The sequence below is a fragment of the Hyphomonas sp. genome (assembly GCF_965284475.1).
Classification (GTDB): Bacteria; Pseudomonadota; Alphaproteobacteria; order Caulobacterales; family Hyphomonadaceae; genus Hyphomonas.
Map to the genome: position 1 here is coordinate 505,713 of NZ_OZ260087.1, position 15,585 is coordinate 521,297.

The following is a 15,585-nucleotide window of genomic DNA, read 5'->3' on the forward strand; positions in this document are numbered from 1 at the left end:
CCATGACAACCTAACGTAGGCTTGACCTATTGGTTCCCTATGGCGTTGCCAAAAGCGGCAAGACTGTCTTGCAGGGTCGCGTAGCTGTGGTGAACTTCGTGCGCACCCACCTCTTCCAGTTCCTGTGCCGTGCCGAAGCCCCAGCTGACGCCCAGCGTGCGGACGCCCGCGGCATTGCCCATGTTTATATCGTGGATGGCGTCGCCGATCATCAGGCTCTGATGCGGCGCGGCGCCGAGCGCGCCCATGGCCTGTTCCACCATGAACGGGTGGGGCTTTCCCGGGCCGTCATCGGCGCACCAGATTGTATCAAAATAGGATTCGAGGGGATGCATTTCGAAGATGGCACGGATGCCGCGATGTGATTTTCCTGTCGCCATTGCGATCAGCCAGTTGTCATCGCGCAGCCGCTGCAGGGTTTCCATTGCGCCGTCATAGAGCGGCTCGAAGAAACCGGGCTCGGTACGGCGCAGGATGAAGGCATCCCGATAGGCGCTGACCAGGTCTTCCAGCTTCGCGTCGGAGATTTTGTCTGGCGCGAGAATGCGGCAGCCATCGTGCAGGCTGAGGCCGACAATCCTGCGGGTCTGGTCGTGGCTTGGCGGGGCGAGGTCGCAGGCCTCGAAGGCACGTGTCATCGCCGTCAGGATGACGTCCCGGCTGTCCACAATGGTGCCGTCGATGTCCCAGATTGCCAGCTTCAGCATCAGACGAAAGGCGCCAGCGGGTTCTTGCCCGCTTCCTGTTCAAGGAATCCAAGCGTTTCGAATGTCTCCTTCATGTGCGGGGAGAGCGGCGCAACAATACTGATCGGCTTGCCGTGTTCGCGCGGAATGATGAGGGCGCGGGCATGCAGATGCAGGCCGGGAGCGAGGCCGTTGGGCACTTCGCGCCGGCTCTGGTATTTGAAGTCGCCGAGGATGGATGTGTCCATTTCCAGCATGTGGAAACGCAGCTGGTGCATGCGGCCTGTGAGTGGTTTCAGCGCGACCCAGGCCGCCTTCTGGCCCGCCGTGGAAATGACGGCATAGTCCGTAATCGAATGCTTCGCACCTTCGACGCCCTGCGCCGTACGGATCATGCGCTCACGGTCGGCATCGCGGCGTTTGACGTTCGGGCTGACGGGGCGCCAGCCGCTTTCTTCGCGGTCGTCGGGCACGCCCTTGACCATCCAGCAGCGGATCTGGCCGAAAGGCGGGTTGGGCACGCCCACGGTGACGGCCCAGTAGACCTTGTCCATTTCGCGGCCCCGGAAGAGTTCGCCGAGGCGCGCGGCAGCAGCCGGATACTTCGCGACCAGCAGGACGCCGGATGTGTCCTTGTCCAGCCTGTGAACGAGGACCGGGCGGTGTTCACCTTCGGAGAGGGCCGGCAGCATGCCGTCAATATGGCGCCCCTGCCCCGACCCGCCCTGCACGGCAAGCCCGGCGGGCTTGTTGAACGCGATCATCTCATCGTCTTCGTAAATGATCAGCTCCTTGAGGAATTCGCGGTCTTTCTGCGACGCGTTTGCAGCAGGGTCGCGCTGGCGCGGCGCTTCCCCATCAAGGATCGGCAGGCGCACGGCCATGCCGGCCTCGAGGCGCATGTTCGCCTTGGCACGGCCGCCATCGACGCGGATCTGCCCCGTGCGCAGCCATTTCTCGACCTGGCCCTGCGTGACAGGGACGCGGCGCTTGACCCAGCGGTCGAGGCGCGTGCCTTCTTCCTTGGTGGTGACGGTTTCGGTAATGATCTGGCCGCTCATGCGAGCACCTTCCGTGTAATATAGAGTGCCACCATCAGCGCGAGTACGGACACGATGACCGACACGAGCGCATAGCTGAGCGCGCGCATGTAAGCGCCGGTTTCCATCATGATCACGACTTCACGCGAAAAGGCGGAGAATGTGGTGAAGCCGCCGAGCAGGCCAGTGCCGAGGAACATCAGCCAGGCGCCCTGAGACGGACCCTGGCGATGCATCAGCCAGGCCAGCAATATGCCCATCAGGGCGCTGCCGATGACATTGACAATCAGGGTGGCACCCGCAGCGCCGCCCAATGGCAGGCGCAATGCGGCCAATCCGACGCTGTGCCGGAGCATGGCGCCGAGCGCGCCGCCTGCTGCTACGAGTAAAAATCCGTTCATGCCGGGCCTTCTACGCCGACAGGCCGCAAATCGCCAGAGACAATGGCAACGGGCCTTGCGCAGGCCGGTTTTCACGGTCAAATGGGGAGGCACGCGGGTGTAGCTCAATGGTAGAGCAGCAGCTTCCCAAGCTGAATACGAGGGTTCGATTCCCTTCACCCGCTCCAGCAGCCCGTTAAGGAAGCCGGGAGATCAATACCGTCACCATGGTGGCGTAGATGACCATCAGGGACAGGGTCTTGGCCGCAGCGCTGGCAATGTAGGGTTTCAGGTCGTCCCACGAGGAATGGCGGGCAATATCGGCGACGGCTTCGGCGATTTCCTTGTGCAGGGCATCGCGATTGTGGCCGGACAGGCTGATGAGCAAATTGTGCGAGCGCGATTGCGCCAGCGCCTGGGCTTCGGCGAGGACTTCCTCGAAGACCAGCGCAGCAACGGTTTCGCGCAGGGCCCGCAACGGGCGCCAGCCATTGCGCACAAGCGTACTGATCACGAACCGGGCAGTCGGGTAGATCACCCAGGCATCGCGGATAAGGAAGGCCACCAGTGCAACGCCAACCGAAATCGAGATGGCCTTGTCGCTGAGGCCATGCGCAACCCAGATGATCCAGAGTGTTGCCAGGATGGCCGCTTTCACACCCGTTGCGGTGGCGAAGTGGAGGAAGCTCTTCTTCAGGAATTTATGCGCCTCGCGCCGGATGCGGATGCGCGCCTCCTGCGCCGCTGCTTCGATCGCCTTGTGCTTGCGACTGGTGACTTCGCCCGAGAGGAGTTTGCGCGCAAGCGCGGCGCCCGCTGTAAGGGCGGAAACAATCAATATGGCAGGGTGCATGAATCTCCTGTCGGGGCAGCTCACTTATTTCAGAGCAAGCCTACCATGAAACGCTGGGCATGGCGCGCCACACCTGCAGGATCACGCGCGAACGAATAGCCTGCGATCAAGGCGAGCGCCGCCACAGTCAGCGGGCGCTTTTCGATGATCGACTGGATGGCGTCAAATGGCAGGTCTGCCAGCGCATCGGCGGCGGCATCCTCCATGTTGTCCACTTCATCGGACGAAGATGTCTGCGGCTGGAGAAACAGGTAGAGACAGAGACAGGCGACCGACAAGAGCAGCGCGGCCACTGTGAAAGCGGCGCCGACCAGGCCCATGACACTTGCAAGGGCAAGTGTCGAAGCCACGGCAAGCGAGAATACGCCGCCGAGACCGAACAGGATCCCGGCGACTGCTGCGAAGAGACGAAGTTTCGTCGTGTCCATTGAGACTTAGTTCCGGCGCATCATTGCGAGGACGAGTCCTGCTCCGAAAGCGATACCTATGGCTGTCAGCGGATTTTCCCGGATGCGGGTCTCGACCGCGTCCTTGGCTTCTTCCATCTCGGTGCCGGCTTTCCGGGCCAGTTCAGCTCCTTTCTCTACGCCTTGCTGGGCGCGAACGGATGCCAGCGAGCGCATGTCCTTGACGACTTCACGCAGATCGTTGCGCAAAGCGGCAATGTCGTTTTTCAGCGCGTCCACGTCATCATTGATCTCTGATTTGAGCGCGGTGCTGGTTGCGGTCTTGGTGTTCATTCTGAGCTCCTTGTTGGTGTTATCTGGCGCCTCATCAACGGCCCGGCAGGCGCTATGTTCCATACTGACGAAAAGGAATTTACCGGGAATACGCGGAACTCCGTAGTGCCGTGTGCGACGCCATGGCCCATGCGCCGGAACCATCAGCCCCCCTGCGCGTCAGTCCCGACAAGGAGGCTACATGATGGAACACGAAGAAAAAAAGATATCCAAGGACGACGCCCGTCAGGGACAGCGCATTCTCGGCATGCCCAGCACACTCGTCGCAAGCCTCGTGCTCGCGCTCGTTGGCATGGCGGTCCTGCTCGCGATCTTTCGCTAGCGCCTGACCTCAGGCGGTGACGTTGGGCGATTTGGCCGGATTGAAGAACAGGGCCTGTCCGATTGCCGCCTTCACCGTGTTTTCCTGGAAGGGTTTGGGAATAAGGAAGGTCGGCTCCGGCCGCTCACCTGTCAGGAGACGTTCAGGGAACGCCGTAATAAAGATGATCGGCACGTTCATGACAGCCAGAATGTCATGCGCGGCATCAATGCCCGAAGACCCGTCAGCCAGTTGGATGTCACACAGGATCAATCCCGGCGGATTGGCCTTGGCCATGTCGACGGCTTCCGAGCGGGTCGTGGCATTGCCGGTCACTTCATGCCCGAGATCCTGGACCAGATGTTCCAGATCTGCCGCAATAATCGGCTCATCCTCGATGATGAGGACTTTTGTCTTGAGATCCTGCTCAATATCCCGGTGCGCCGCAGCGACCAGCTCGCCATGCTCATCCTCTGAAATGCCGAGAATATGGGCGGCCTCCTTCACGGAGAAGCCTTCCAGGGCTGTCAGGAGGAATGCCTGGCGCTGAATTGGCGCCAATGCCTGCAATCGCGCATCGGCGGGACTGTTGCGGCTTTGCGCATCAGCCTCGAGCCGCGCACCGGTTCCACCCCATATGACATGGAAAAACCGATAAAGCGCGATGCGGGCATCGCCTTCGCGGTCTATCTGGCCGGGATCTTCAACAAGTGCGGCGAGAGACGCGCGGATATAGGCGTCGCCACTGTCCTGGCTTCCTGTAAGCGCGCGCGCATAGCGTCGCAGCAACGGCAAATGTGGAGCGAAGTTTTTTACCAAATCCATAGGAACCCTCTTGCGGTTAGTCTGGTTCTTAACACGCGTCCGGGAGAAAGGTTGCACGCGCTGCAAAATTATCATCGTATGAGCGGAACCAAACCCGGACAGTGCAGTTGTTACGCCGTATGATTTAGACAGAACGAATTTTACAGCAGGCACAATCCCTTGATAGAATCCAGAGTCCCGCCAATGAAAAAGAAGCCACCAAGTCAGCAAAAAAACGACGCTGACCTGAAGCGGCGAGGTGCGAAAATCGGCGACCAGCTTCGCCGGCTTTACGACGACGTCGCCCAGGAAGACGTGCCTGACGAGTTTCTGAAACTGCTGGAAGAGGCCGACAAGAAACAGTCGTCAAAACCTTCCGCATCGGACAAGTGAGCGGACATATGACCGAGGAGCAGGAAAAACTTGATAATGCCACTTTCAAACGCGAATTGACCTTGCTCATTCCGCACTTGCGTGCCTTTGCGCGCAGCCTGTGCCGGGATGCGTCACTGGCAGATGATCTCGCGCAGGATGCGATGTTGAAGGCGTGGAATGCACGCGAAAGCTTTCACCCCGGTACGAACATGAAAGCCTGGGCGTTCACCATTCTCCGAAATGCCTTCTATTCGGAAAAGCGCCGCAGCTGGCGCCGCCAGCCCCTGGACCCGGAAGTTGCTGAAGCCACACTGGTGTCAAGCAGCAATCCGACGGACGGCCTTGAACTGCTTGCCCTGCGCAATGCGCTTGCAAAACTGCCCGTCGACCAGAAGGAAGCTCTGATCCTGGTGGGGGCGGGCGGCATGTCCTATGAAGAAGCCGCCGAAGTCTGTGCCTGTGCCGTCGGCACGATCAAGAGCCGTGTATCGCGGGCCCGCAAGGCAGTGATCGAAATACTTGAGACAAACGACACCGGCTATAACACGGACCCGAACATGTCGGCCGGACAGGCGTTTGATGACATCATGAAACAGGCGGACGAGATAGCCGGTGCCTCATCAGTCTGAGCCCGGAGCGGATCAGCCGACATCCAGAACTGGATCGCTACGCAAACGGCTGGTGATGACGCTGGCTGTGGCTCTGACACCGATTCTGGTGCTATCAGTCATTTCCGCCTACCTTGATGCCAGCAAGGGGCTCGACGCACGCCGGGCGAACCTGCTGCTTCTTGCTGATGCGTCTCTGGACAGCATCGAGCGATCGATTGATGAAGCCGCCCTGCTTCTGACCCTGCACCGTGAAGATCTCGTCAGGCGCCGTTGCAAAGGCGTTTATAGCACGCTGACGGAAGTTGTTGTGCCACTATCTAACGTAGCGCGGTTTGACGAAGATGGTGTTGCGATCTGCTCAGCAACATCAGACCCGGGCTGGAAGCTGCCCAACTCCGCCATCAATGAGCGCCTCAAGCGCGGCGAGAAACTAATCCGCACAGATACATACTATAGCGAACGTTCCCATGAATGGGTGTTTGCCATATTGCTTCGCCTTGAGGATTCCGAAGAGGCTTTTGCAGGGTCAGCCGGCCTGGAGCTGCGCGCCGACCAGCTGGCATTACTTTCGCGGGACGTTGACCTTCCGGAAGGCGTGGAAATTGCGCTGCTCGATGATCGTGGTGAGGCTTTCGGCAGTGCGCGTTTCGGAAAAGTCGATGCCAACTGGATAAAACAGGTGGAGCAAGTTCAAGCTGCAGAACTCTACGTCATGAGCAACAAGGGTGGTCCGTCACTGGATGTTGTGATCAAGCCGGTCGGAACCGGCAATGTCTTTGCCGCGATTTCCCGAAAGTCTCCCGGCTTCTGGAGTGAATTCACGCTGCGCCCGATTTCGTCAATCGGCCTGCCACTGATCGCGTTCAGCGTTGCCCTGCTCGCAGTCTGGCTGGCAATTGACTCGCTGGTCCTGCGCTGGCTGTCCCGGCTGACGCGCACTGTTCGTGTGTATGGCGCCGGGCGTTACCAGTTCAAGGCAGGGCAGACTTTCGACAAGGCGCCTGACGAGATTGCGGGCCTGGCCCGCGCAATGGATGTGATGGCGAAGGATATCGGCGAACGTGACCAGGATCTCAAGCTGGCCATTGCCAGCCGCGACGCTGCGGTGCGGGAAATCCACCATCGCGTAAAGAACAACCTGCAGATCGTCACCAGCTTCCTCAACCTCCAGGGACGCCAGCTGCAGGACCCGAAGGCCAAGGCGGCAATCTCTGCTGCGCGCCACCGGATCGACGCACTCGCGATTGTCCACCAGACACTTTACCAGAACGAGCGCCTGGAGCAGGTACATCTGAAGCCATTCCTCACCGGCCTGGTCACCCACCTGTGCGAGGCGCTCGGAATGGAAGATCTCAGCGTGAGTGTCACGCAGTCCTACGATGACGTCACGCGTCCGGCCGATGATGCGATTCCGATGGCCCTGTTCGTCGTGGAAGCGATCACGAATGCGATGAAGTATGCCTTCGACAAATGGGGGGGTGAGATTCACATCTCGCTGACCGTGGATGAGACCGAAATCAGACTGAAGATTTCCGACAATGGGCGCGGCTGCGATGCCGCCACGGTTTCCGGGCAGCCCGAAGGCACGGGATTGGGCTCCAAACTGATGAAGGCGTTTGCGCGGCAATTGTCAGCTGAACTCATTATCGACACCCGCGAAGGTGACGGCTGTCGCCTGACACTGGTGATCCCGGAAGCGTACTCGGATCAGAACTGACGACGGGGCTCGTTCGCCGACCACGTTCCGAGACGCCTCGGCTGGAAATCTGTTCCATCGAAATCGTGCGTATTCACACGCAACGCGCCATCTGAAATGTCGAGACTGTTGAAGGCAGCCGGTGCGCTGCGCAAGCGGGTAGAAAGCGTTCCGGCCGTGATCGCCAGATAGGAGCCTGTCGCTTCCGTGATCAGTTCGGCATGCGGTGTGTGGACATGTCCTGTCAGCAGGACCGAAACGGGGCTGGCTGCGAGCAGCTCGCTGGCCGCGGCACCGCGGCGCGTTCGCGTCCGCAGCGGTGCATCCCTGGGTGACCTGAACGGGTGATGGCAGGCCAGCATACGGATCGTGTCGTCACCGGCGTCCTCATCGAGAATATCCACAAGGTGCGCGAGGCGAACGGACCCTTCGGCCCAGTTCGACCTGACTTGCCAGCCGCGCGCCGTGTTCAGGCCGTCAATGCGGATGTCACCGACGCATTGCGGCGCCGAATGGTCTTCAAAATAGCCGTGATGCCGCTGGAACGGGCTGCTCGCCCGGGAAACCAGGTTGAGTAGCGGTGTGTCGTGGTTTCCGGGCACAATCAGCGTCGGACGATCCAGGGCATCAATCCAGTTGCGGGCAGCCTCGAATTCGTCATGCTTTCCACGCTGGGTCATGTCGCCGCTGACCACAATGACGTCGGGCTCAAGATCTGCAATTTGTGCGGCCGCCGCATCCATCGCCCGCGGATTTTCAGCACCAAAATGCAGGTCGGCCAGTTGCACGATCCGCATCAGGCTCTCCGGGCGCGCAGCACATTGGCCGCGTGACGCTTCAGGCTGATCACCGTACCACTGGGCATAATGACGGATTCACCATCAATCGTTGCCGAGAACTCGCGGCCGTCAATATCGGTAATGAGAACATTGCGCGTTTCATCCATGTCGATCGACTCCGCATCGCGCCAGCCATTCATCAGGGCGTCGAAGGCAATTGCCATCCAGTCATATGCAGAGCTCGGTTCGATTGCCGCAACTTCCAGCCTCGGTACGTCGCCGTCGCCAATCACGACGGCTGCAGCAACAGCGTCGAATGTCTGGTTCCCCGAGGCATGACGCGATTCAAGTCGCAGGCGTCTCTCAACGCTCATGGCATCGGATTGCACGGCCACTTCGGCCGCCTTAAACAAGTGTCCCTGTCGGACCGCTTCGCGGGACTCAGCCAGCAGCGTCACCTGGCCCATCATCGCCGCAACAAAGAACTGGTGTTCAGCCACGCAGCCTGCGGCGAATGGCTCTGACACAGGCGATTGCATCGCGGCGGCCACGATCGTCTTCCAGTCGGTTTCGCCATAGTGGAGCCGTTTGTGGACGAGATTCATCGTGCCACCGGGCAGCGCCAGCACCGGGGGACCGGATGGGCCGCTTGCTGAGAGCGCGCAGGCCACCGATCCGTCACCGCCCCACACGATCAGGGCGTCAGGCTTGCTATCAAGCGCCTCCTTGACTGCCAGTACAATATCACCGCCGGATGCCGGCAGGACATCCGCTGTCAAACCCAGTTTGCCCAGTTCTTCCAGCAAGGCTTCCTCGGCGTTGCCCGGGGTTGAACCGGATTCGCCGTTGATCAGTGCACACAGTTTCAATGTTGATCCTTTCGTCATGCCAGGCAGAAAACAGCCGTTTTGGCGCGCGCCTGTCATCTCGCAGGAAGCAGAAGAGAGGCACGCGCGCGCACGTTCTGGTTACATAACGCGGCCGTCATTGCGATGGTTCCCTGAACAATTTCCGGAACTGATTCATCATCGCCCGAGTTGATCCTGTAACGGCGCAGCAAGCCGGAAACAGTCACATAAGGAGATTTATCATGCTCGGTTGGGCACTCGCATTTTTCATTTTTGCCGTTATCGCCGCCGCACTTGGTTTCGGCGGGATCGCTGGCGCTTCGGCAGGCATCGCACAGATCCTGTTCTTCGTATTCCTCGCACTTCTGGTCCTGACCTTTGTCGTCAGGGCAGTTCGCGGCAGGAATGTGGTCTGACATCCAGGCTGATCGCAATGGAACAAGGGCGCTGGAATCCCCAGCGCCCTTTTTGTTACAGCGCACAAGGCTGATGACGGGATCAGGAATGGCTCTGCCCAAGTGGCTCCGAGACGGTATTGCTGGCCAAAAAAATGTGCCTGTACGGGCATTGATGCGGGAACCGGGTGATCAGACACGCGTTGGGTCTGAAGGTTAACTTCAAGGAGAATGAAAATGAACAATGTACTTAAAGTCGCGGGAACCATAGGCGCTGCAGCCATGGTCATGTTCCTCACGGCCTGCAACACGGTTGAAGGTGCTGGCCAGGACATCGAATCGGTTGGTGAAGAGATTGAAGAAACGGCTGACGAGAACAAGCCTGACTAGTCCGGCCATCTTGGCCTGGAATGGAGAAGCGCGCTGGCACTGCCGGCGCGCTTTTTTTTGCCCATGAACTGCAGGCACAAAAAAACCCGCCTCACGTGTGAGACGGGTTTCTGTGTTTGGGTGCGGGAACAGGATTTGAACCTGTGACCTTCAGGTTATGAGCCTGACGAGCTACCGGACTGCTCCATCCCGCGTCAACTGTTGTACATTTAGGAGACTGGCCCCTGAAATGCAAATCCGGCCCGCCATTCCAGGCTGAGCCGGACAATACCCGCGCCGGACCTGAGCCCGTCACGGTAGGCCATCGCGAAATGGCCCTTCGAAGTAAAGGAAAGATGTTGTCTGCAAGAGGCATTATTTTACTGATTTCTGCGGACCCGGCAGCGACTTACTCTCCCACGCCTTAAGACGTAGTACCATCAGCGCAAGGGGGCTTAACGACCGAGTTCGAGATGGGATCGGGTGGGGACCCCCTGCCATAACCACCGGGTCGGCGGAAATCAGCAAGGTATAATGCAATATGAAACCAAAATGTCTTTTCGAGGCCCACGTATGAGCGAAAGCGATGCGCTTTCAACTACACACGAGTTTCACGATCAAGCCTATCGAGCAATTAGTACTGGTTAGCTCCACGCATTGCTGCGCTTCCACACCCAGCCTATCGACGTGCTGGTCTTGCACGGCTCTCAGGGAGACCTAGTTTTGAGGTTAGTTTCCCGCTTAGATGCTTTCAGCGGTTATCTAGTCCACACATAGCTACCCTGCAATGCGGCTGGCGCCACAACAGGTCCACCAGAGGTGTGTTCATCCCGGTCCTCTCGTACTAGGGACAAATCCTCTCAAGTCTCCAACACCCACGGCAGATAGGGACCAAACTGTCTCGCGACGTTCTGAACCCAGCTCACGTACCACTTTAATTGGCGAACAGCCAAACCCTTGGGACCTGCTCCAGCCCCAGGATGTGATGAGCCGACATCGAGGTGCCAAACGATGCCGTCGATATGGACTCTTGGGCATCATCAGCCTGTTATCCCCGGAGTACCTTTTATCCGTTGAGCGATGGCCCTTCCACTCGGGACCACCGGATCACTATGACCGTCTTTCGACTCTGCTCGATCCGTCGATCTCACAGTCAGGCAGGCTTATGCCATTGCACTCAACGAGCGATGTCCGACCGCTCTGAGCCTACCATTGCGCGCCTCCGTTACACTTTGGGAGGCGACCGCCCCAGTCAAACTACCCGCCACACAGGGTCCCGGACCCCGATAAGGGGCCGCGGTTAGACATCAAAGAAGACAAGGGTGGTATTTCAAGGTTGGCTCCACACGATCTGGCGACCATGCTTCAAAGCCTCCCACCTATCCTACACATATATTCTTTAATGCCACTGTGAAGCTGTAGTAAAGGTTCACGGGGTCTTTCCGTCTGACCGCGGGTACCCCGCATCTTCACGGGGAATTCAATTTCGCTGAGTCTATGTTGGAGACAGTGGGGAAGTCGTTACGCCATTCGTGCAGGTCGGAACTTACCCGACAAGGAATTTCGCTACCTTAGGACCGTTATAGTTACGGCCGCCGTTCACCGGGGCTTCAATTCAAAGCTTGCACTTCTCCTTTTAACCTTCCGGCACCGGGCAGGCGTCAGACCCTATACGTCGCCTTGCGGCTTCGCAGAGCCCTGTGTTTTTGATAAACAGTCGCAACCCCCAGTTTTGTGCCCCTCAGCACTGGTTGCCCAATGTGAGGCCTCCTTCTCCCGAAGTTACGGAGGTAATTTGCCGAGTTCCTTCAACATAGTTCTCTCAAGCGCCTTGGTATGCTCTACCTGACCACCTGTGTCGGTTTCGGGTACGGTCTAATAGGGAGGCTATTTCCTGGGACTTCCAGGCCGCATCCTCAATCCAATAAGAGGATACAACTTTCGAAATCCGTCACTCATCCCTTGGCCCACGAATATTAACGTGGTTCCCATCGACTACGCCTTTCGGCCTTGCCTTAGGGGCCGGCTAACCCTGCGCAGATTAACTTTACGCAGGAACCCTTGGTCTTTCGGCGAGAGGGTCTCTCACCCTCTTTGTCGCTACTCATGTCAGCATTCTCACTTCCGATACCTCCAGCAAACCTCACGGTTCACCTTCACAGGCTTACGGAACGCTCCGCTACCGCTCATTACTGAGCCCGCGATTTCGGCGTATAACTTTAGTCCCGATACATTTTCCGCGCAGAGGCGCTTGATCAGTGAGCTGTTACGCTTTCTTTAAAGGATGGCTGCTTCTAAGCCAACCTCCTGATTGTCTCAGCACCTCCACATCGTTTCGCACTTAGCTATAACTTGGGGGCCTTAATCGGCGGTCTGGGTTGTTTCCCTTTTCACGACGGACGTTAGCACCCGCCGTGTGTCTGCCACGCATAACTTCTGGGTATTCGGAGTTTGAGAAGGTTTGGTAAATCGGTGAGATCCCCTAGCCCATTCAGTGCTCTACCCCCCAGAGTCTCATCGTGACGCTCTACCTAAATAGATTTCGCGGAGAACCAGCTATCAGCAAGTTTGATTGGCCTTTCACCCCTAGGCACAGGTCATCCGAGAGCTTTTCAACGCTCAACGGTTCGGCCCTCCAGTGCATGTTACTGCACCTTCAGCCTGCCCATACCTAGATCACTTGCCTTCGGGTCTAATGCTACGTACTCAGTCGCCCTATTAAGACTCGCTTTCGCTGTGCCTACACCTAACGGCTTAAGCTTGCACGCAACACTAAGTCGCTGACCCATTATACAAAAGGTACGATGTCACCCCTAAGGGCTCCATCAGCTTGTAGGCATCCGGTTTCAGGATCTGTTTCACTCCCCTCATCGGGGTGCTTTTCATCATTCCCTCACGGTACTTGTTCACTATCGGTCGGTAAGGAGTACTTAGGCTTGGAGGGTGGTCCCCCCATGTTCAGACAGGATTTCACGTGTCCCGCCCTACTCTAAAAGGTCTTCATTTTACGGCTACGGGGCTATCACCCACTATGGCGCACCTTCCCAGATGCTTCGCCTTGTTTCAGACCAGGCCTGGTCCGCGTTCGCTCGCCACTACTAACGGAGTCTCAATTGATGTCCTTTCCTCCAGGTACTTAGATGTTTCAATTCCCTGGGTTTGCTTTTTAACCCTATGTATTCAGGTTAAAATATCTCACTATTGAAATGTTAGACAGGTCGAGCGCCGAAGCGCTCGAATTATCCAACATCTCGGAGATGGGTTTCCCCATTCAGAAATCACCGGATCAAAGGGTGCTCTCGCCTCCCCGGTGCTTATCGCAGAGTGCCACGTCTTTCATCGCCTCTTACCGCCAAGACATCCCCCGGATGCCCTTTTGACGCTTGATCGTTTTTGAAACCCATGTGCAGTGGAAAACGCATACGCGCCGCCACAAACATGGATCTCGATCAGACATGTTGGTTTCTTGCAGACTGACCCTTTACCAATACCACGCATTGCTGCGAGGCCGGTTATTCGGCTGAGGCTGGTGACGCACGCCCACGAGGGGTGGCGGCCAGCCGGATCAATCTTTCCCTTACAATGACAAATATCCCGAGACCCCAGGGGGCCCGGAAACGGTAAACTTCTTTCGTTCGTGTCGAATAGCGGATGGTGGAGCCTAGCGGGATCGAACCGCTGACCTCCTGAATGCAAATCAGGCGCTCTCCCAGCTGAGCTAAGGCCCCAAACCGGGCATCCGCAAGCGCGCTCCCTACCCTGCCGGAACAGGTTTCGATGGTGGGCCGAGGAAGAGTTGAACTTCCGACCTCACGCTTATCAGGCGTGCGCTCTAACCACCTGAGCTACCGGCCCGTGACCAGCAACTCATCAGAGCCACACAGTCAAAGTCGAAGACAGGCGATAACAAGCGCCCGCGGGGCTCGCTTACTTTCCGGACTGCGCGAAGCAGCCCGAAGTACGAACGAAGGAAGAGAAACGAAGACGGCGTGAAAGCCGCTATAGTTTTGCCTCTCAAGGAGGCGATATGTTCTTTAGAGCTCCAGAGCCTGGCGAACCAGACAATCCAAAGCATCCTTAGAAAGGAGGTGATCCAGCCGCAGGTTCCCCTACGGCTACCTTGTTACGACTTCATCCCAGTCACTGATCCTACCGTGGCTCGCTGCCTCCGAAGTTAGCACACGATCTTCGGGTAGAACCAATTCCCATGATGTGACGGGCGGTGTGTACAAGGCCCGGGAACGTATTCACCGTGGCATGCTGATCCACGATTACTAGCGATTCCACCTTCATGCCGTCGAGTTGCAGACGACAATCCGAACTGAGACAGTTTTTGGGGATTATCCCATTGTCACTGCCATTGTAGCACGTGTGTAGCCCTACCCGTAAGGGCCATGAGGACTTGACGTCATCCCCACCTTCCTCCGGCTTGCCACCGGCAGTTTCCTTAGAGTGCCCACCCAAACGTGATGGCAACTAAGGATGAGGGTTGCGCTCGTTGCGGGACTTAACCCAACATCTCACGACACGAGCTGACGACAGCCATGCAGCACCTGTATCCGATCCAGCCTAACTGAAGGAATCCATCTCTGGAAACCGCGATCGGTATGTCAAGGGTAGGTAAGGTTCTGCGCGTTGCTTCGAATTAAACCACATGCTCCACCGCTTGTGCGGGCCCCCGTCAATTTCTTTGAGTTTTAACCTTGCGGCCGTACTCCCCAGGCGGAGAGCTTAATGCGTTAGCTGCGTCACTGACAGGCATGCCTGCCAACAACTAGCTCTCATCGTTTACGGTGTGGACTACCAGGGTATCTAATCCTGTTTGCTCCCCACACTTTCGCACCTCAGCGTCAGTACCAGTCCAGTTAGCCGCCTTCGCCACTGGTGTTCCACCGAATATCTACGAATTTCACCTCTACACTCGGTATTCCGCTAACCTCTCCTGGTCTCTAGACTTCCAGTTTCAAATGCAGTTCCAGGGTTGAGCCCTGGGATTTCACACCTGACTTAAAAGTCCGCCTACGTGCGCTTTACGCCCAGTAATTCCGAACAACGCTAGCCCCCTTCGTATTACCGCGGCTGCTGGCACGAAGTTAGCCGGGGCTTCTTTACTAGGTACTGTCATTATCATCCCTAGCGAAAGAATTTTACAACCCTAAGGCCTTCATCATTCACGCGGCATGGCTGCATCAGGCTTTCGCCCATTGTGCAAGATTCCCCACTGCTGCCTCCCGTAGGAGTCTGGGCCGTGTCTCAGTCCCAGTGTGGCTGATCATCCTCTCAGACCAGCTATAGATCGTCGCCTTGGTAGGCCATTACCCTACCAACTAGCTAATCTAACGCGGGCCGATCTTTCACCGATAAATCTTTCCCCCGGAGGGCGTATACGGTATTACCACTCGTTTCCAAGAGCTATTCCGTAGTGAAAGGTACGTTCCCACGCGTTACTCACCCGTCTGCCACTATATCGTTCGACTTGCATGTGTTAAGCCTGCCGCCAGCGTTCGTTCTGAGCCAGAATCAAACTCTCAAGTTGAGTGTTGATCTGACGATCCGTCCTTTGGAATAAGGACGGCAACTGTTGCTATATAAGCATCAAGTAATTGCGTTCTTTGACGAGAAACCCTTAGTCACAAAGACCAGGCCGAAACCTGATCGATGGAAAAAGAATTTTCTCAAGAAACGCATCCGTCGTGATCGTTTGGACC

At 57.5% G+C, this 15,585-nt stretch carries 15 protein-coding genes, 4 tRNA genes and 3 rRNA genes; 7 read left to right on the forward strand and 15 right to left on the reverse strand.

Going from position 1 to position 15,585, the window contains the following annotated elements:
* Window positions 1-26 precede the first annotated feature (26 nt).
* Genes ACQ66M_RS02260 through ACQ66M_RS02270 form a run of 3 tightly spaced genes read right to left on the reverse strand, consistent with a single transcriptional unit; the run spans window position 27 to window position 2,127 of the window.
* Window positions 27-707 (reverse strand): HAD-IA family hydrolase, encoded by a 681-nt coding sequence (locus ACQ66M_RS02260; RefSeq protein ID WP_430401589.1) that lies wholly within the window; start codon window positions 705-707, stop codon window positions 27-29.
* Window positions 707-1,747, reverse strand: a complete 1,041-nt coding sequence (locus tag ACQ66M_RS02265) for an RluA family pseudouridine synthase (RefSeq protein WP_430401591.1) — start codon at window positions 1,745-1,747, stop codon at window positions 707-709. Before ACQ66M_RS02265 ends, ACQ66M_RS02260 begins: the two co-directional genes overlap by 1 nt.
* A complete protein-coding gene (locus tag ACQ66M_RS02270) occupies window positions 1,744-2,127 on the reverse strand; it encodes a fluoride efflux transporter FluC (protein ID WP_350170734.1) in 384 nt (127 codons plus the stop codon). The genes ACQ66M_RS02265 and ACQ66M_RS02270 overlap by 4 nt, the downstream gene beginning before the upstream one ends.
* Window positions 2,128-2,220: 93 nt before the next feature.
* On the opposite strand from ACQ66M_RS02270, the gene ACQ66M_RS02275 reads away from it, so the two are divergent.
* Window positions 2,221-2,294 (forward strand) — tRNA-Gly (locus tag ACQ66M_RS02275).
* Between the two features lie 8 nt (window positions 2,295-2,302).
* On the opposite strand, the gene ACQ66M_RS02280 is transcribed toward ACQ66M_RS02275, so the two are convergent.
* From ACQ66M_RS02280 to ACQ66M_RS02290, 3 genes are read right to left on the reverse strand one after another with little or no spacing between them, the layout of a single operon-like run.
* Window positions 2,303-2,959 (reverse strand): hypothetical protein, encoded by a 657-nt coding sequence (locus ACQ66M_RS02280; protein ID WP_430401593.1) that lies wholly within the window; start codon window positions 2,957-2,959, stop codon window positions 2,303-2,305.
* Window positions 2,960-2,988: 29 nt separating this feature from the next.
* The gene (locus ACQ66M_RS02285; protein ID WP_430401595.1) at window positions 2,989-3,387 is read right to left on the reverse strand and encodes a hypothetical protein; all 399 of its coding nucleotides are present in this window, start codon (window positions 3,385-3,387) and stop codon (window positions 2,989-2,991) included.
* A 6-nt stretch (window positions 3,388-3,393) separates the two neighbouring features.
* Window positions 3,394-3,699 carry a DUF883 family protein gene (locus ACQ66M_RS02290; protein ID WP_430401597.1) on the reverse strand — a complete coding sequence of 102 codons (306 nt, stop codon included), beginning with the start codon at window positions 3,697-3,699 and terminating at the stop codon, window positions 3,394-3,396.
* A gap of 181 nt (window positions 3,700-3,880) precedes the next feature.
* Here ACQ66M_RS02290 and ACQ66M_RS02295 point away from each other — a divergent pair, with 181 nt between their 5' ends.
* A complete protein-coding gene (locus tag ACQ66M_RS02295) occupies window positions 3,881-4,021 on the forward strand; it encodes a hypothetical protein (protein WP_350170730.1) in 141 nt (46 codons plus the stop codon).
* A gap of 9 nt (window positions 4,022-4,030) precedes the next feature.
* Here ACQ66M_RS02295 and ACQ66M_RS02300 read toward each other — a convergent pair whose 3' ends face one another.
* Window positions 4,031-4,825: a response regulator gene (locus ACQ66M_RS02300; RefSeq protein ID WP_430401599.1), complete on the reverse strand. Its 795-nt coding sequence runs from the start codon at window positions 4,823-4,825 to the stop codon at window positions 4,031-4,033.
* A 183-nt stretch (window positions 4,826-5,008) separates the two neighbouring features.
* Between ACQ66M_RS02300 and ACQ66M_RS02305 the strand changes: the two genes are divergently transcribed.
* Genes ACQ66M_RS02305 through ACQ66M_RS02315 form a run of 3 tightly spaced genes read left to right on the forward strand, consistent with a single transcriptional unit; the run spans window position 5,009 to window position 7,507 of the window.
* On the forward strand, window positions 5,009-5,197 hold the full coding sequence (locus tag ACQ66M_RS02305) for a NepR family anti-sigma factor (protein WP_350170728.1): 189 nt from the start codon (window positions 5,009-5,011) through the stop codon (window positions 5,195-5,197).
* Window positions 5,198-5,205: 8 nt separating this feature from the next.
* Window positions 5,206-5,808, forward strand: coding sequence for a sigma-70 family RNA polymerase sigma factor (locus ACQ66M_RS02310; protein ID WP_350170727.1), 603 nt, complete (start codon window positions 5,206-5,208; stop codon window positions 5,806-5,808).
* Window positions 5,809-5,863: 55 nt separating this feature from the next.
* Window positions 5,864-7,507, forward strand: a complete 1,644-nt coding sequence (locus ACQ66M_RS02315; RefSeq protein ID WP_430401601.1) for a sensor histidine kinase — start codon at window positions 5,864-5,866, stop codon at window positions 7,505-7,507.
* Here the strand turns inward: ACQ66M_RS02315 and ACQ66M_RS02320 are convergent.
* Window positions 7,498-8,283: a metallophosphoesterase family protein gene (locus ACQ66M_RS02320; protein ID WP_430401603.1), complete on the reverse strand. Its 786-nt coding sequence runs from the start codon at window positions 8,281-8,283 to the stop codon at window positions 7,498-7,500. The genes ACQ66M_RS02315 and ACQ66M_RS02320 overlap by 10 nt on opposite strands.
* Window positions 8,283-9,134, reverse strand: coding sequence for a diacylglycerol/lipid kinase family protein (locus ACQ66M_RS02325; RefSeq protein ID WP_430401605.1), 852 nt, complete (start codon window positions 9,132-9,134; stop codon window positions 8,283-8,285). The genes ACQ66M_RS02320 and ACQ66M_RS02325 overlap by 1 nt, the downstream gene beginning before the upstream one ends.
* 221 nt (window positions 9,135-9,355) lie before the next feature.
* On the opposite strand from ACQ66M_RS02325, the gene ACQ66M_RS02330 reads away from it, so the two are divergent.
* Window positions 9,356-9,529 (forward strand): DUF1328 domain-containing protein, encoded by a 174-nt coding sequence (locus ACQ66M_RS02330; protein ID WP_350170723.1) that lies wholly within the window; start codon window positions 9,356-9,358, stop codon window positions 9,527-9,529.
* Window positions 9,530-9,745: 216 nt separating this feature from the next.
* Entirely contained in the window at window positions 9,746-9,898 is a 153-nt protein-coding gene (locus ACQ66M_RS02335; protein WP_430401607.1) for an entericidin A/B family lipoprotein, read from the forward strand.
* A gap of 117 nt (window positions 9,899-10,015) precedes the next feature.
* Here ACQ66M_RS02335 and ACQ66M_RS02340 read toward each other — a convergent pair.
* The 6 genes from ACQ66M_RS02340 to ACQ66M_RS02365 form a co-directional block, all read right to left on the reverse strand.
* Window positions 10,016-10,092: transfer RNA gene (locus ACQ66M_RS02340), tRNA-Met, on the reverse strand.
* A gap of 181 nt (window positions 10,093-10,273) precedes the next feature.
* Window positions 10,274-10,388, reverse strand: a 5S ribosomal RNA gene (rrf, locus tag ACQ66M_RS02345).
* Between the two features lie 102 nt (window positions 10,389-10,490).
* Window positions 10,491-13,266: ribosomal RNA gene (locus ACQ66M_RS02350) — 23S ribosomal RNA — on the reverse strand.
* A 263-nt stretch (window positions 13,267-13,529) separates the two neighbouring features.
* A tRNA-Ala gene (locus tag ACQ66M_RS02355) sits at window positions 13,530-13,605 on the reverse strand.
* Window positions 13,606-13,655: 50 nt separating this feature from the next.
* Window positions 13,656-13,732: transfer RNA gene (locus ACQ66M_RS02360), tRNA-Ile, on the reverse strand.
* Window positions 13,733-13,958: 226 nt separating this feature from the next.
* Window positions 13,959-15,413: ribosomal RNA gene (locus ACQ66M_RS02365) — 16S ribosomal RNA — on the reverse strand.
* Together the 16S, 23S and 5S rRNA genes with 3 tRNA genes alongside form the textbook arrangement of a ribosomal RNA operon.
* Between the last annotated feature and the right edge of the window lie 172 nt (window positions 15,414-15,585).

What these genes read in the sequence shown, in the direction of transcription:
- ACQ66M_RS02310 (WP_350170727.1), top strand. Translation starts at nt 5,206, where the DNA reads ATGACCGAGGAGCAGGAAAAACTTGATAATGCCACTTTCAAACGCGAA.
- ACQ66M_RS02260 (WP_430401589.1), bottom strand. Translation starts at nt 707, where the DNA reads ATGCTGAAGCTGGCAATCTGGGACATCGACGGCACCATTGTGGACAGC.
- ACQ66M_RS02305 (WP_350170728.1), top strand. Translation starts at nt 5,009, where the DNA reads ATGAAAAAGAAGCCACCAAGTCAGCAAAAAAACGACGCTGACCTGAAG.
- ACQ66M_RS02270 (WP_350170734.1), bottom strand. Translation starts at nt 2,127, where the DNA reads ATGAACGGATTTTTACTCGTAGCAGCAGGCGGCGCGCTCGGCGCCATG.
- ACQ66M_RS02320 (WP_430401603.1), bottom strand. Translation starts at nt 8,283, where the DNA reads ATGCGGATCGTGCAACTGGCCGACCTGCATTTTGGTGCTGAAAATCCG.
- ACQ66M_RS02335 (WP_430401607.1), top strand. Translation starts at nt 9,746, where the DNA reads ATGAACAATGTACTTAAAGTCGCGGGAACCATAGGCGCTGCAGCCATG.
- ACQ66M_RS02315 (WP_430401601.1), top strand. Translation starts at nt 5,864, where the DNA reads ATGACGCTGGCTGTGGCTCTGACACCGATTCTGGTGCTATCAGTCATT.
- ACQ66M_RS02300 (WP_430401599.1), bottom strand. Translation starts at nt 4,825, where the DNA reads ATGGATTTGGTAAAAAACTTCGCTCCACATTTGCCGTTGCTGCGACGC.
- ACQ66M_RS02285 (WP_430401595.1), bottom strand. Translation starts at nt 3,387, where the DNA reads ATGGACACGACGAAACTTCGTCTCTTCGCAGCAGTCGCCGGGATCCTG.
- ACQ66M_RS02265 (WP_430401591.1), bottom strand. Translation starts at nt 1,747, where the DNA reads ATGAGCGGCCAGATCATTACCGAAACCGTCACCACCAAGGAAGAAGGC.
- ACQ66M_RS02295 (WP_350170730.1), top strand. Translation starts at nt 3,881, where the DNA reads ATGATGGAACACGAAGAAAAAAAGATATCCAAGGACGACGCCCGTCAG.
- ACQ66M_RS02330 (WP_350170723.1), top strand. Translation starts at nt 9,356, where the DNA reads ATGCTCGGTTGGGCACTCGCATTTTTCATTTTTGCCGTTATCGCCGCC.
- ACQ66M_RS02290 (WP_430401597.1), bottom strand. Translation starts at nt 3,699, where the DNA reads ATGAACACCAAGACCGCAACCAGCACCGCGCTCAAATCAGAGATCAAT.
- ACQ66M_RS02280 (WP_430401593.1), bottom strand. Translation starts at nt 2,959, where the DNA reads ATGCACCCTGCCATATTGATTGTTTCCGCCCTTACAGCGGGCGCCGCG.